The following is a 15,082-nucleotide window of genomic DNA, read 5'->3' as shown; positions in this document are numbered from 1 at the left end:
TTTCATAAAAGCACATCGTGATGAAGCCAGTCCGCCTTCCCGCTTCCGCTACCAGCGCATTACCGCGCTGGGGACTGTGGGCGCTTGGCCTACTCTACATTTTGCCCGGCCTGATCGGGCGCGATCCGTGGAAAAATGATGACGCATCCAGTTTCGGCATCATGTGGACTATGGCGCACGGCGGACTCGACACCTGGCTAGCACCCCAAATAGCAGGGTTACCCCTGCCGGGCGAAAGCCCACTGACCTTCTGGATCGGCGCGATCTGCATCAAGGTATTCGGCTGGCTATTAGGCGATCCGCTGGCGGCAAGACTATCGACAATCATTTTCTTTTTAATTGGCTCACTTTCGGTGTGGTACGCAACGTACCTACTGGGCCGCCGCACCGAAGCCCAACCGTTGCGGTTGGCGTTTGGTGGTCAACCGGAGCCAAAAGATTTTGGGCGAACGCTTGCAGACGGCGCTTTTCTGATCTATCTCGGCTGCCTTGGCTTGCTGCTGCATAGCCATGAAACGACCGCGAAAAGCTTGCAGATGTCACTGGTGGCTTATGCCATCTATCTCGCCATACGCTTGTTTGATTCTCGCACCATCGCACAAGGAACCAGCGCCCCTGCGCCGACCACGGATAGCGTCCGCAGCGCAGCATTACTTGGCATGACGCTGGGTTTACTCACGCTCACGCGTGGATTTGGGGTACCGGTCACCGTCTTCATCGGGCTGAGCTTTTTAGCCATTTTTCGGCAAAAATCGCTCGTTAAACATCTGCTTTTAGTAACTTTACCTGCAGCCGTCATTATCAGCGGCGCATGGTTTCTTGCTGGTTATTGTCTGTTACCGGAAAGCCATAGTTTCACCTTTTGGAGTAACCAGCATCTACGCCAATTTGGCTGGCCTTCGTTACATGCGGCTGCTTATTATTTTAAATACGGCATTTGGTTTGCATGGCCAGCGTGGCCGTTTGCGGGCTGGGCGGTCTATGCGTGGCGCCAACAACGCAAAACGCTGCACATTGCGCTGCCTTTAGCCATTTTTATCAGCCTTACTGTCATGATTCTGCTGATGCCCCGACCAGACGAAGGGGTGCTATTACCGCTCTTGCCGCCCCTGGTCATTCTGGCCGCTTTTGGCTTGCCCACCATGAAACGTGGCGCCATCAATGCGGTTGACTGGTTTTCCGTGATGACACTCAGCACATGTGCTGCGTTCATATGGATTGGATGGCTTGCCAAAGAAACCGGCTGGCCCGCGCAGATCGCCAAAAACGCCTATAAGCTGGCACCGGGCTTCAAGCCAGGCTTCAACCTGACCGCGGTGGTTATTGCGATCCTCGGTTCGGCCTGCTGGATAATGTTAGTCAACTGGCGCTTGTCACGGCGACCGGCGGTACTCTGGCGTGCGGTCGTGTTATCGTCGGGTGGTGTCGTATTGTGTTGGCTGCTATTAATGACGCTATGGCTGCCATGGATTAATTACGGCAAAAGTTATGCTGGTGTCGCGGCACAAATCAACGCACATTTACCCTCGACCAGTGAATGTGTCGATACCAATGTCGGGCCAGCACAACGTGCTTCCTTTGCTTACTTCGGCAATATTCCGTTTTCACAACTAAGCCAGGAACGTTGCAATATTTTGCTTTTTCAGGACAACAATAGCCTTAAATTTGACGACGCGGCCATTAAACATGCATTTAGTGGGCGCTGGAAATTGCTCTGGAGCGGTCGCCGCCCTTCTGATCGGGATGAGCGGTTCCGCCTGTATCAGCGCGTTGACAACTAGTCCAGCGCGCTTCGGAAATCCAGCCTGTGATTTCGTCCTATCGAACGTCTATGCCGCAGTCAAACATAGTAACCACTAACTTCCGAGCCAACTATTACACCTTCATTTCTTCACGAAGCTAAACCTCGCCTAAGTCGATCCAATACGGTCCGCATTATTAAACTTGCGTGGCCCATTTTGGTTGGGCAATTGGCACTCGTACTAAATGGCGTTATCGACACCGCCATGACCTCACGTTATTCAGCCACCGATCTCGCCGCACTGGCGTTGGGCGGCGCAATTTATGTCAGCGTTTTTGTCGGCCTGAGTGGCGTCTTACAAGCCCTTTCGCCCATTATCGGCCAATTATATGGTGGCAAACGGATGGCAGAAATCGGCTATCAAGTTAAGCAAGGCACCTGGCTGGCGCTGATTCTATCGCTGCTAGGCAGCATCGTACTGCTGTTTCCACAACCGTTTCTATCCATCGCCCAGGCGTCGCCGTTACTCAGCGCCAAAGCCATTTTATATTTGCAGATTCTCGCGCTAGCGCTACCGGCGACGCTCGGCTTCAATGTCTATTCGGCGTTGAATACCGCGGTCGCGCGGCCTAAGATGGTCATGGCGATCAAACTCGTCGGTGTGATGCTTAAATTCCCCTTGAACGCGCTATTTATTTTCGGTGGATTTGGCATACCCGCGTTGGGTGGTCCTGGCTGCGCCATCGCCACCACGCTTATTGCGTGGCTTATGCTATTAATAGGCTGGACGATTTTGCGCTACAATAATTTTTATAAACAGTTCGCGTTGTTTCATAGCGGTTTCGTGACACCGCACTGGAAGGCGCAACGTGCCTTATTAAAATTAGGCATTCCAACCGGACTGAGTTATTTTATTGAAGTAACGGCTTTCACCTTCATGGCGATTTTTATTGCGCGACTTGGCGAGACCGCTGTTGCAGGTCATCAAATCACTGCCAATTTCGCTACCGTTCTGTACATGCTGCCGTTGTCCATCGCGATCGCCACCGGCATTCTGGTGGCGCAATCCATCGGCGCAAAGCAACTCGATCAGGCCCAGCAGGTCGGCTATTCCGGCATCCGGCTGGCAGCACTTTGCTCGGCCAGCCTTGGCGTAATAATCTGGCTGTCGCGCGCGACTATCATTAGAGCTTACACACCGAATGAAACTATCATTGCCGCGGCCATGCCGCTTTTTATATTTATCGGATTTTACCAATTGTTCGACGCCATACAATGCAGCACCGCGTTCGTTTTACGTGCCTACAAAGTCGCGATAATCCCTACGATTATTTACGCAGTATCGTTATGGGGCGTCGGGCTGGTATCTGGTTACATTCTTGGGCTGAATCCATACGGCATCAGTCCACCCTCATTACATGGCGCATCGGGTTTCTGGATGGGTAACAGCGCCAGCATTGCGTTAGTTGCCTTCAGCCTGCTATTTTATTTACGTCGGGTCCAAAGGCGAGCGCTAGAGCAACGGCCTTAACGCAATATCAGCGTGTCCGGCACATCTCTGCAACGCACTGTCAAATAAAAGACATATTTAGACGCGAAGCTATTGATCGAACCAATCAAATACGCCATAATGCTGCACGCGTTGCCGAGATGGCGGAATAGGTAGACGCACGGGACTCAAAATCCCGCGCTGTAAGGCGTGCCGGTTCGATTCCGGCTCTCGGCACCAGAAGAAAACGTAGTAAAATCAAGGAGTTACTGGCAAATGTCTGTAACTCCTTTTTCTTTGTCTGCTCCGCAAAAACAGGCTTGCTCCGCAAAACTACTTCGCCATCCCATTCGCCCGGATGAATTCCTGCGCTGCCCCTTCTAAATTGGCGGCGTAGATTGCGCCAACAATTCAGTGGTCCGCGCGCTAGCCTGCGTATCGCCAAACCAGAAGTGTGCCGACGCCCCCCAAACGGTCCCGAGCGTTCCGGTGAAGCCATAAAGGATCGCTTTATTTGCCTCGGGAACATTGACGAACATCAGCAACAGCAACATGCCGAAAAAGCCGATGGTCACAAATATCGTGAACAAAGGCGGCATGTACGACTTAGTATCCGACTGCATCGTTCGTGCGCTGACCGTATCTTGCACGACTAAAGCCGCCAAAGTCTCCTTATCCTTAAATCCAAGCCCGGACATTGCGACCGCGTAATTTTGATCTGCCGTCTTGAGCGCAAGCAATTGATCGGGTGTGGCCCCGCTAATTGCCGCTGCAATGGCTGATTGCCGATCACTGGTTGCGGCAGCTGGTGCCGGGGTTAGCCCGAATACGCCTTCAAGCGCCGATATACCACCGCCGACCAATGGACCGCCCAAGACCGTGCCAATAGTCGGGGCCAGCCGCTCAATAACCGATAACGTACTTTGCCAGTCACTCATCTTCATCCTCTATTTTGTCGTTTGCACCTGTGTGCGTGTAAATTTCCATCCCGGCGAAAATAATAAAAATGATTATGCCGGTGCTGACTACCAGTTCGGGTATGCCGATCATTGCGCGCCAATCAGGAGATTATTAGCAATCCGATTCATCCAACCATCGGCAAATGTTGGCATCTTGAGCGAGGCCAAATATTGCAGTCGGTACGCGTCGAAGCGCATTACAACTTTCATCGGATCCGCAGCGCATACCGCAGCAATGGTGCCGGGTCCGATTGCGCCATCCACGACAGCGCCGCACGCCTGCTGCAGCCATTGCGCCGGATGGCCGCCGTTATATGCTGCATCAAATACCTGAAAGCCGATATGCGCGTCGAATTCATCACATCGGTATTTGTCCCAGTATTGCGTTTTGGCGATAGTCTGAGCGACATCAAGTGTCAGGTCGCGCATGTTGCCGGTGTAGCCATTGGCGACTGCCACCCGCTTAGTGACCCCCCACATTGTCTCGCCGCCAGGGTCGGCAGGATTGTTCGAATATTTGCCCTCGTTTCCAATTAGAGCAGTAAAGGCGTCAGCGAATTTTGTCATCAGAAATCACCTTTTTGCTTTTGAGATATTCCGTGATGCGAATCCAGTACCACACGATTGCCAAACAAGCCGACAGAACCGACAGCACAGCCGGAAAGATGTTTGAAAAGCTCGTGAGTACCGCCATAACTGAAATACCATCCATCATATGTTTCACCTGTTCCATTTATTTACCTTGGTTATTAGAAAGTGGAGTTGCGGCGGCATTGGCTAGGCAGTGGCCTTTTCCGAACAGAAGGTCGATGAAAGGCGCGGCGATCTTGGCCCATCGCTTACCCGCGATGAGCGCCATCCCAGTGCGCCGACTAATTGTTTCTTGCGGATCGCCGCCGAACAGGCAATTTCCGCATTCGTCCAGCGATACCGCCATGCTCTTTGCGCGTAGAATCGAGCCAAATAACGTCTGCGCCAACATGGCAATAATCATGATCGGCGTGACGACGAGGCATAGCAGCCAGATAAAGAACATTTTGAGCCTAGGAAGCATTTTTTCTCCGGAAATGAAAAAGCCACCCGAAGGTGGTCGTGATGAATTTCGTGTTGCCCACAAAAGCCGAAGTTGAAAGGGTTAAATCGAGTAAAACAGAGGACAACTTCTTTACGTTTGAGCCTATTGCTTGTTGTACGCCATTTGCATCGATACGTAGCCGCCGGCGGCAGGCGACTTATACACCTGTACCACCCCGGTCGGCGCGATCACAAGGTAAGACGTGCCGAAGGTGCTGTTTAAGCAAGCGAATCGCAGTGTTGCACGCGGCCTCAGTTTTGTAGGCAACGTGTATATAGTCGTACCGTCCGCGACCGATGCCGGTAGGTCAACCACCCCGAATACACTGATTTCCCCCGTTTTCGTATCAACGTTGAAAGTGGCGGGGTCCGTGGTAAACAACGCCCCGGCTGCTAGGCTGGCAGTTGGTAAAAGCGTGCCGTTCTCCGCAATAAGGTTGACGCTTGCGAGGTCCCCTAGGAGCGCGTTACCGAATAGCTGCGCCAGTAGCAAGCGCCCAAACATCGTGGGATGCACGTTGTCATACACCATTGAGTCTAGAGCGAACGTCGTGTCCAAGTACGTCGCTAGGATATTCCCGAGCCCCCCCATGGTATCTACCATCTTCACGCCTTTAGTGGCGCAAAGACGCATGATGCCTGAGCGGTAGGGCGACCCGATGCCGAAGTTTGTTGTGTTATTGCCGCGCCCACTTGCCGCAGCCATGCTGTAAAACATCGGCGGGATACCTACAATTACCCTCGCCCCTGCGGTCACGCAGGTGTCAATCATAGCCCCCATGTTGGCGAGATAGGTCGCTACCGACCCAGCCCCTTGGATGTCATTTGTACCCACTAAAAACATTACGTACTGCGCCCCAGCGATATTTCCAGCGGTACAGAGAGGTAGTTGCGTGCTGGACGTCGCGCCAGATACAGCGTAATTAAGCACGTTCTTAATTCGCACTCCGCAAGCGCCATCAAAAATGCATTTCAGTTGCTCGGGCCACGACCCGTAAATGTGCTGCACACCGGATCCAGCGGTAATTGAATCTCCGAATACGGCGAGCGTCAACCCGGTAACCCCCTGGACTATCGGAGTATTCTGGATTTTCATCACATCCTGCACGGTCAGCCCGGCCCCAGTCGTCGTGTAATTACCGAAACCTGCGCTGACGATATTGCTGGCGGTTTCCACGTCAACTGCGGACACCCCATTAAGGCAGATTGAGAAGTGGCGTAGGTCGCGCACCTTGATCGACATTACCGACGCTAGCGGGAAGTAGCTAGCGTGCTGCAAGGATTCTGGCGTCAGCGTTACCGGGGCTGGACGAGCTATGCCGGTGAGCTTATAGAACTGCGTCAAGTACCCGGTAGCGTTGTTCCCGTAGACACCGTAATAACCGCCATCGCATTGAACCACCACAAACAGCGTGGTATTAGTGTTGTTAAAAGCGGAAAAACTTGCGCTTAATACGTCTCCTGGTAGTAGCGGAGCTATCCCGAGATGTATGTAACCGTCCATCGCCGTGCCGCAGGAATAGCTGGCGGCGGCGGACGCCACGAAGGTATCGGTTACGAAGGCGTCGCCCCCGCCGTCCCAGTTCAGTTTTAGAGGGGAAACCCCTACTGTACAGTCAACAGCCTTTACGGTCGTGCGGTCGGCGTTGGCGGCGATAGGCCATTGCAATTTCTCTCCCACATAGGAGGAAGTTTGCGGCGAAACATAAAAAGTCACATCCTTGATCGACTGATGGAATCTCGTTGTGCGAGTGACCCGGATTGACCCATTGCCGTATGTGGCATCCAATCCTTGAGCTTGCGGGATACGGATAATTACGCCGGGGTCTACATCTAAGAGCGGTCCATTCAGCACGTCGGCTGCATTTGGATAGGACGCAAAAAAATACACCGTACCAGCCTGACCAGTGAATCTTATTGTGCCAGTGCCTACTGCTGCCTGTGCTAGTAGGTAGGCGGGGTACGAATCTGTAGACCCGTCACCGACTCCGCCCGGGTAGTCCGCAATACTGACGATCTCCCTTAGCTTGGCCATCACCGTCCGCGATTGCGCGCCATTTCCGGCAGCGATATGCCCAACCAAAGCCGACCCTCCCTGTGTTGCAAGTGCAGCTGAGTCAATATTGGGGATATACCAAATCGTGCCATTGAAAGTTTTTTCGGCACCAGAGGTCGTGTTGAAATACCGATCTGAAACTTGCCTTGGCGTGCCATCGGGTCGCGTAAGAGGGTCTGCCGCATATGCGCCATAGTACCGATTAACTATTAGGGATTGCACGCCAGATTGAGCGGAAGATGTGACTCTCATGCTCGCTACGGCATCATTTAATTCGGTCAGTAAAGACATTTTTCCACCTTGTAAATTGATTAAATAAAAATTACCAAACGACGGACTTAACTGCTGCCACGGTCGTTGCGGCCATCACCTGCCCGGCGAGCGTGAGATTTTTAGCCATGAACGCAAGCACCACCACCTTACAATCCTGCCCCACCACCTGTGTCTGCGTAGCGGTATGCGGGACCATCGCCCACGCGCCCGCGCTCACGCACCAAAGCGGCGTCGTCCAGCCAGAAGCATTCCCTGGGATCAAGGACGAAACCACTGAAGCGCTCAAATTGGCCTGATCGGTCGGCTTGGACGGGTACGTATAAGCGGTCCCGAGTGCCGACGAGGTAAAGCCAGCGGTAATTGCCGTTTGGCAGGCCGTTGACAGCAAAGCAATCTGCGTGGACTGTGCAGCGGCTAGAAGTTGCGCATCGGTCGGGAGTAATATAGCGCCCCACTTCCCAGCTATACACTCGCTGTAAATTTGCTGTCCGTGTAACTCAGGATCGTTCGACGTCGCCAGAAATTGAACGTAGCCAGAGAACGCATTGAACTTGACCCAGCAAGAAATGCCTGCTGAAATCTGCACCGGACTTTTAACGTCCGAGTAAGTGAAATCACTCATTAGGCAATCCTCTGAAAAAGTGTGTGTTCTGTATAGGGATTACCATCGGTGCCAGAGCCGTAATCGTATGCGTAACCTCTGGACTGCCACGTTCCAGATAGTCCGGGCGCGCCGGAGTAATTTGAGCTGATAGCGTATGAGCCAATGGAACCTGACGCGATAATTTGCGCAGGAGTTACGTAAAGGGAATTAGCCTGCCCAAGTGTTAGCGCGTGAGTGGATAGAGATGCTTGCGCAACAGATAAGGGGTCAAGAGCATTTGATCCATTGAAAATTGATAGCCCGATAGCGCCACGAACCTTTGTGATTGAAACTCCCTCATCGCCAGAAGTCGTTAGTGAGACAATCGCATTTCCAGCCGATGGACTAGCTGTTACAGCCCTTAGTGCGGCAGTTGTATAGCCAACTTGACCATCTATAGCTACGGTAAGAGTGCCGCTAACTAAATCTCCCGCGCGATTAACGGGTGCATAGCCAAGCGCAGCCTGACGCGAAGTATCGCTTGGATGTACGTGATCTTGATGGGCGTATAGATTGCTGGATCCGACCGCTGCCGCTCCATCCATAGTTGGTAAGGCTGTACCAGCTTGCCCAATGACAAAGGCTGTGGTCGCCAGCAAGGTAGTGCTATCGCCAGATGCCTGAGTTGGCGCCCGCGGTGTGTTGATGAACGTCGGCGAGTCGAGCGGCGCGGCGTATGAATTGACGTTATTGGCGATCTGATTCAGGTCGGCCATGACCTGCGAAGCGTCATTCGTCGTGCCGTTCGTGAGTTGATTCGTCAGCGGAAGACTTACAATTGCTGTCATTTATTTTCCTTTGGGCGTAAAAAAACCGCCGGAGCGGTTAGTAGGTCAGTCCTGTGGCATAGCCCATTTTCTGCAACTCTGGAAGTTGCTTTTTGAACTTGGCGGTAATATCCGTGCGGTAGCCAATGGAATTTGGCACCTCCACCTTTTCTATGGTTTCGTAGGCGCGCTTCAGCGAACCAGAAATGGTAGGGGCGACACCGGTGGCGACAAATAAATAATTACCCGCCGATGTCCAGCAAGGCAAGTCCACCACCTTATTGCCAGCCATAGTCGGCGCGGTCCCCGCCATAATCTCGCAAGGGTGCAAATTCTCGTCCGAGGTATCGCAATAGATCGGCACGCCGCACAACTGCTCCCGAGGTATGTTGTTATAGGGAAAGTCTCCCATGGTGACAACCACGCCACTGACGACCTGCTGCGTCAATTCCAGCGAGTCATACCCATGCATCAGGTCGGCAATCCATGTAACAGGGTCGCCCTTGTTCAGCGTGGAAATAATTTGCGAGTGCGGGTAGCCATAGCGCATGGTCCACTCCAGCGGCCAAGCTCCGTCCTTGTCGATAATGACCGCCACGTCAACATAGCCGACATAGCCGATCTTCATCAGGTGTTCGGTGCACGGGAACAGAACCTCTTTGGCGAGCTTATCCGTCTTGATAGGGATGATGGTGGTCCCTTGCTCGCCAGTATTGCAACCCAAGTCGCCGTTCAAAAACTTCTTGTTTTCGATGTTGATATTGAGCGCGCCGCTGAATCCCTTCGGTCCGATCCAACCACCTACGGCAAGCTCAATGCCTGGACGGAATTCTTGCAAGATGAACGGAGCCTTGGCCCGACCTATCTTCTTCCATCTGCGCAGCATGGCGATCATATCGGCGGGCGACTTAGAAACATAGCTCAATGCCTTGTCCACGTCAGCAGATGGCTTGCTGACGTACCTCTTCATCGTCTTTTTTACAAAGGCTTCGGCGGAATCGTAATCATGGAATGTCTTGTAATCCATGATCTGCACGCCGTGATCCTTGAAAACCTTTTGTCCGACGCTGCGATCCAATTCCATTTCAGCCCCGGCCATGTTGCAACCGAAGATCGGATACCCATATTTCCGGTACGGCTCCAGCATGGCGATGTAACGGGTATTGTCGGAAGTAATAATGACCTCCCCCCATCGCATCCACTTTTTCCAGTCGTAGATTCGCTCAATCCCCAGCCCATCACCGATAGGCAGGCGCTTGCCGCTCTTGTCGGGAGCTAAAAACCATTTAACGGCATGTCCGGCATTTTTGCATTTCAGTGCCAAGTCGAGAAAATTTCCACCAACATCAATAAGCAAAATATTCATTTGTTATCCGTATTCTCTGCGTTGATGATGGTGACCGCCTTGGTAATTTCCCTACTTGCCTGTTTTCTCGGGTCGAATTTTGCAATCGTCATTAATGCTTCTCTGCCCTCCTTTTTGGTCATGGCTGAAGCGATCTTGTTCAATACGGTGACTTGAGCGGCGGTACTCAGTATCTTTTTAGTTCCGCCCGTAAGAGTCCCAAGCATTTCAATAAAGTGATTCATTGGCGCAGTTCCGGAAAAGTTCATGCCTGACCTGTCGCCACTGCGCTGCATGGCTTTCGATACATTGTTTATTTCCAGAACCTCTTTATGGGTGAAGCCGACCGCCTCCAAATATTCATTGTCGGGAAGCCCCTTAATGACCTTGTTATAGCTCAGCGGAATCGCATTAGCGCCTTTGCTGATCGGTACGTCCAAGCCTTTTTTAAGAGCATCGCGCACGATATACGACTTCGATTCCTGCAAAACATCTGGCGCGTGTTGTTTCAGAATGTTTGCAACGGTCTTGGCCTCACTTGGCTGCATCGCCAGGAATCGTTGTGCGACCTTCTCGCCGGAGATTGTATTGCTGATAGCGCCAGTAACCCCGGCGTCGGTAGTCTCAATGCCCAATAATTTACCGAGTGAAGAATTATTGACGTACGTGATTGAGTCGGAGTAGTCGGCATAATTCTTATTGGCTTTTTTCAGCGCATCAGCAAATGGCGTTTTTGCGCTTGATGCTTCCTCGAAATCCTTTCCAATGGCGCGCGCCAGACGTGACGCAACGACCCGGTTTGCATCAGGGCTGACATCGGTAAAAATATCTCCTTGCCCGCGAGCGGCTTTACTCCATGAGCTTCTGTTTCGGCGCGCCGTTTCAACATCATCAACTTTTGGGAGGGGCTTTGGCGGCGGCGGAATCTTGCCGTTTGCATTTAGTATTTTGCTAGGCTCTTGCGTTTCCATCATTTCGGCAAGCTGACTCTTTGCCTGCGAAACTATTTTCCTTGCGTCGGCCGATACGACGCCTGTATTTTCCTCAATGATCGCCTGTAATTCCTTGGTCACATTGTTATAGGGGATAACCGGCTTTCCATTGGCAAGGGCGCGTACCTCAGCGTAGTCCTTATCGCCCGTTGATTTCCTGACTTTGGCGATATTTTCTACTGCATTATTCATGGCAGTTTGCAGTCGCTCACCGATCCCCGCTTTACTTAAATCTTGCGCGCTAATACCATCTGCGATCTTTTTAACGGCAGCAATGGCCTGCTGCGCCTGCTCTTGATCGGCTTTCAGCACCTTATCGGACGTGACAAAGGATTGCCGCGCCGAGTTCTCGCCAAGAGAAATTCCTTGATGTCCGGACTCCTGCCCCGGCGTCAGGCGTATCCCTGTGCTTTTTGATAGCTCAGCACCCTCTCTGGCAAATGGTCGGTCAAAGATGGATTTCATGCTATTGGCCATGGCATTTTTTCCGCCTCTAACCAGCTCCCGAGCACCAAGGCCAATTGCGCCCGGCGCCATGCCGCCGCCCATTTCAGCAAGGTTTTGCACGTCCTTACTTGCCCCTGATTTTTCAGCGGAGGACCGCGCCAACTCCCCGCCGACGCCAGCGGCAGCGCCAGAAATGCCAAGTCCAGCTAAAGCGCGGCCCGTAAGTGGAATTGCGCTTTCGAGTATCGGTCTAGTATATTTACCGATACCTTCGGCGATCATTGGAGCCTTACCCATCCCCTTTAAGGCAAGTCCAGCCGCTCCACCGACAATTGGAACCGCCATCATGCCAGCGCTTGCGGCATCTATCATCCGATCATACTCACCGGCTTTTTCTTGATTTGGTTCCGGTGCCTTGGGGTATCCGCCGGTAGGGATTTGGTCGGCAAGACCACCTGTTTTTTTGGGCTGAAAATTTTCACCAACCGACTTTACTGGTGACGCCAATCCGCCAAAATCATAGCCCTTGGTAGGGGTATCTTTCTTCGCCGCAGTAGCTAAACTTCCGAAGTCATAATCTGCCATTAGTTCACCGTATGAGGATTGCCGTTTGGATCATTGAACGTATCGCCTTTTTTTAACTTGCCTGACTTGATTGCGGCTTGAAGTTCTGATGCGCTAGAAAGCACAATTGTCGAGGCAGTACCCGATGTCGATTTAGGCGCGCTGGATGCATCAGCCCCTTGTGACGGCTTGTTTTTAATGATTTCACGATTTAGTTTCAGTCGCGGCTCAAGAGATTTCATTTGACCCTTCATCCAAGCATCCAGCGCAGCAGGTGACATTGTTGGAGATGACACTTCCGTTTCTGCGTGATGGGCCATGTCGGTCATTCCTGCGCCACGCATTACGCCCGCTATGGTCATTAGCGCGTCATTCCGCTGAACCATGTATTCGGTCATGTCAGGGTCGTTTGTCTCTCCCTTAACCCATGCCTGCATTTTTCCAATGGTTTTTATGTCGCTAAATCCTATTTTCTTGCCTGAATCAACCATATTTTGCATGATCTCAGGCAGTACTTCGGCGGTCATTGCCTTTTGACGGAAGCCGGGATTTCTGCTTAAGTTGATGTCCGCTGAAATCTTGGCAAAGTCAGCATTAGGGTTTTTGATAAAGGCATCCGCAAACATCCTATCTGTCCTGCTGTTGATGCGGTTTGGGTCTATCTTTCCCTGCGCTACCGCTCCATTTACCCCAAACAGAGCCTCATTTTGGGCCTCTGACAGCCTACTGCCGCCCGCCGATGCCCTAGCGCTTACGTTATCTTGTATCGCCTTCGTCCTAAGTGGCCGGTCATCCGTGAGGCCGATATAGTTATCGGTTTTAGCTTTAGTGAGAGGCGCATCTTGGGCTAATTTTTCTTCCTTAATGCGATTTACTCCCTTGTGATAGTCACTCAACTCTTGCTCTTTAATCACAGCTAGCCGCTGCTGCCCCTCCGCAGAGAGCCGAGCTGTATTCTTGTCCAGAATAGCGACTATTTGACTGTCATCCTTGCCTTTGCTTCTCAAGAATTTAACTGCCTCATCAAGATTCATCTTCGGCGGCGCGGCGATTTGCGCCTGGTCGGGTACTGCTGCTTGGCCTGCATTTGCCATCGACTGATAAGGCGCGATTGGCGCGGGCTGACCTTGACCCTGCATCGGCTGACCTTGACCCTGCGGCGCTTGCTGCGATTGCATGGCGACGTTGTTCCACATCTGCCCCATTTGATTGCGCTGCTGCGGGTTCGGAATGGCGTTAATGTTGCCGAACACGGAATTGATAAAAGACTGACGCTCACGCGGGTCTTGAATAGTTTGCAACTTGTCAGCGCGCATTTTCAGTCCGTCCATCAATTGATTATTCTGATGGCCTTGGGGCGGCTGAAATTGCGCCTGCGCTGGCTGGGGCTGCGGGGCCGTTGCAATAGCGGCGGTAGATGCATCGCCCGTCGAAGGTGGGATTGGGTCTTGTGGCCTTACAGGCGGCTTGGGTATCCCATTTTTTGCAATCCAATCCTGGAATTCAGACGAGTTAATGTCAAGGTATCCACCGTCAATTCCGATCTGATCCTGATTCTTCTTCTGCGCCTGTTGAAAGGCCATCTGATTGATCGCATAGCTTTGCGCGTCAGCCTGCTTTTTCCGGTCGTAAAGTTCGTAATCACGCGTTCCTTGGGCGAACGATCCGATAGCACCCAATCCATTAATCAGATTCATTACCTTCCTCCTCCGCTGCCGTCGGCATATCCGTTATATTTATTCAGCCCATAATCAGTGGCATTCATGCCGGACCCGCTTCCATCGCCATAAGAAGTCGATCCTGATGGCGTAGCATTGGTGACATTGGAATTCCATCCATTGCTGAAACTATTGCCGCTACCGTTCCACGCATTCATCGCCTGCATACCGGCCTGCCCCGCCGAAGCAATGGTATTGGATAGATTTTGTTGCCCAATCTGGTTTTGCTTGAATGCCTGATTTTGTGCTGCCGAACCGCCATTCATGTAAGTGAGCGCGTTGGATTGAAGTTGATCATTGCCCTGCATATAAGGCTGATAGTTCCCGTACAGATTTTGAATAGCTGAATTTTGATCGGTGAAAATGCTATTCTGCGCACCGTAAGGAACTTGCCCAGATTGACCGTACATGCTTGCCGAATCAGCGCCAAGCGATGCACCCGCCTGATTGGCGTTATTCATCGCACCAATACCCTGCGCCTCCCGCGACAATTGTTGATTCTGCCAATTGTTCTGAAAGTTACCCATGGCATTCGCCGATACCGACGCACCATAGGGCGTCATACTCACTCCACGCGCATATTGTGCCGCGTTGGTGCTATCGTTAAGTTGCTGCGATTGCTGGTTGTAGAGCGCTTGCTGTGGATCGAATGCCTGCTGATAAATTGCATTGGCCGCGCCATAAGATTGCGCTGACTGCTGGCCCGCTGCCAGTGCCTGCTGACCGTAAGCCTGACCCGATTGATTCGCGCCTGCCATCATCTGACCGGCATACGGGTTATTGTATTGGCCTTGAAACGTTTGCTGCGCCGCCGGTGCTGTTTGGCCTTGCAGATTGTTTAAGGTGCTTCCGTAAGCGTTGTAGTTGGTCTGGAAGTTCTGATCCATTCCCGCTTGATTGGTCGGGATATAGGCGTTTGAGCTACCGCCCGAACTGCCACCCGATGACCCGCCACCAAGTACCGAACTGCCAATAACGCCGACTGCTGCGCCTGCTACATTGACCCATGCCATA

General features: G+C 52.2%; 13 protein-coding genes and 1 tRNA gene. 3 read left to right on the top strand and 11 right to left on the bottom strand.

Annotated elements, in window-relative coordinates; translation table 11 throughout:
• The first annotated feature begins 20 nt into the window (after positions 1-20).
• From HAV38_RS12870 to HAV38_RS12860, 3 genes are all read left to right on the top strand, one after another.
• Positions 21-1,781 carry an ArnT family glycosyltransferase gene (locus HAV38_RS12870; RefSeq protein ID WP_168055791.1) on the top strand — a complete coding sequence of 587 codons (1,761 nt, stop codon included), beginning with the start codon at positions 21-23 and terminating at the stop codon, positions 1,779-1,781.
• A gap of 93 nt (positions 1,782-1,874) precedes the next feature.
• The gene (locus HAV38_RS12865; protein ID WP_168055991.1) at positions 1,875-3,272 is read left to right on the top strand and encodes an MATE family efflux transporter; all 1,398 of its coding nucleotides are present in this window, start codon (positions 1,875-1,877) and stop codon (positions 3,270-3,272) included.
• Between the two features lie 113 nt (positions 3,273-3,385).
• Positions 3,386-3,470 (top strand) — tRNA-Leu (locus tag HAV38_RS12860).
• Between the two features lie 140 nt (positions 3,471-3,610).
• Here the strand turns inward: HAV38_RS12860 and HAV38_RS12855 are convergent.
• From HAV38_RS12855 to HAV38_RS12805, 11 genes are all read right to left on the bottom strand, one after another.
• On the bottom strand, positions 3,611-4,168 hold the full coding sequence (locus HAV38_RS12855; protein WP_168055790.1) for a hypothetical protein: 558 nt from the start codon (positions 4,166-4,168) through the stop codon (positions 3,611-3,613).
• 108 nt (positions 4,169-4,276) lie between these two features.
• Positions 4,277-4,756, bottom strand: coding sequence for a glycoside hydrolase family 108 protein (locus HAV38_RS12850; RefSeq protein ID WP_168055789.1), 480 nt, complete (start codon positions 4,754-4,756; stop codon positions 4,277-4,279).
• On the bottom strand, positions 4,740-4,922 hold the full coding sequence (locus tag HAV38_RS12845; RefSeq protein WP_168055788.1) for a hypothetical protein: 183 nt from the start codon (positions 4,920-4,922) through the stop codon (positions 4,740-4,742). The genes HAV38_RS12850 and HAV38_RS12845 overlap by 17 nt, the downstream gene beginning before the upstream one ends.
• The gene (locus tag HAV38_RS12840) at positions 4,923-5,243 is read right to left on the bottom strand and encodes a hypothetical protein (RefSeq protein WP_168055787.1); all 321 of its coding nucleotides are present in this window, start codon (positions 5,241-5,243) and stop codon (positions 4,923-4,925) included. It lies immediately after the preceding gene.
• A 123-nt stretch (positions 5,244-5,366) separates the two neighbouring features.
• Positions 5,367-7,610: an SGNH/GDSL hydrolase family protein gene (locus HAV38_RS12835; RefSeq protein ID WP_168055786.1), complete on the bottom strand. Its 2,244-nt coding sequence runs from the start codon at positions 7,608-7,610 to the stop codon at positions 5,367-5,369.
• 31 nt (positions 7,611-7,641) lie between these two features.
• Positions 7,642-8,214, bottom strand: coding sequence for a DUF4376 domain-containing protein (locus tag HAV38_RS12830; protein ID WP_168055785.1), 573 nt, complete (start codon positions 8,212-8,214; stop codon positions 7,642-7,644).
• Positions 8,214-9,023: a hypothetical protein gene (locus HAV38_RS12825; RefSeq protein WP_168055580.1), complete on the bottom strand. Its 810-nt coding sequence runs from the start codon at positions 9,021-9,023 to the stop codon at positions 8,214-8,216. The genes HAV38_RS12830 and HAV38_RS12825 overlap by 1 nt, the downstream gene beginning before the upstream one ends.
• 37 nt (positions 9,024-9,060) lie before the next feature.
• Complete coding sequence (locus HAV38_RS12820; protein ID WP_168055784.1) at positions 9,061-10,368, bottom strand: hypothetical protein; 1,308 nt, start codon at positions 10,366-10,368, stop codon at positions 9,061-9,063.
• Complete coding sequence (locus HAV38_RS12815; RefSeq protein WP_168055783.1) at positions 10,365-11,948, bottom strand: hypothetical protein; 1,584 nt, start codon at positions 11,946-11,948, stop codon at positions 10,365-10,367. Before HAV38_RS12815 ends, HAV38_RS12820 begins: the two co-directional genes overlap by 4 nt.
• A gap of 422 nt (positions 11,949-12,370) precedes the next feature.
• Positions 12,371-14,047, bottom strand: a complete 1,677-nt coding sequence (locus tag HAV38_RS12810) for a hypothetical protein (protein ID WP_168055782.1) — start codon at positions 14,045-14,047, stop codon at positions 12,371-12,373.
• On the bottom strand, positions 14,047-15,081 hold the full coding sequence (locus HAV38_RS12805; RefSeq protein ID WP_168055781.1) for a hypothetical protein: 1,035 nt from the start codon (positions 15,079-15,081) through the stop codon (positions 14,047-14,049). The genes HAV38_RS12810 and HAV38_RS12805 overlap by 1 nt, the downstream gene beginning before the upstream one ends.
• Position 15,082: the final 1 nt, after the last annotated feature.

The sequence above is a fragment of the Glaciimonas immobilis genome, from assembly GCF_011947285.1.
Classification (GTDB): domain Bacteria; phylum Pseudomonadota; class Gammaproteobacteria; order Burkholderiales; family Burkholderiaceae_D; genus Glaciimonas; species Glaciimonas immobilis.
Note: the sequence above shows the minus strand (reverse complement) of the source record. Positions and strands in the feature narration are given on the sequence as shown.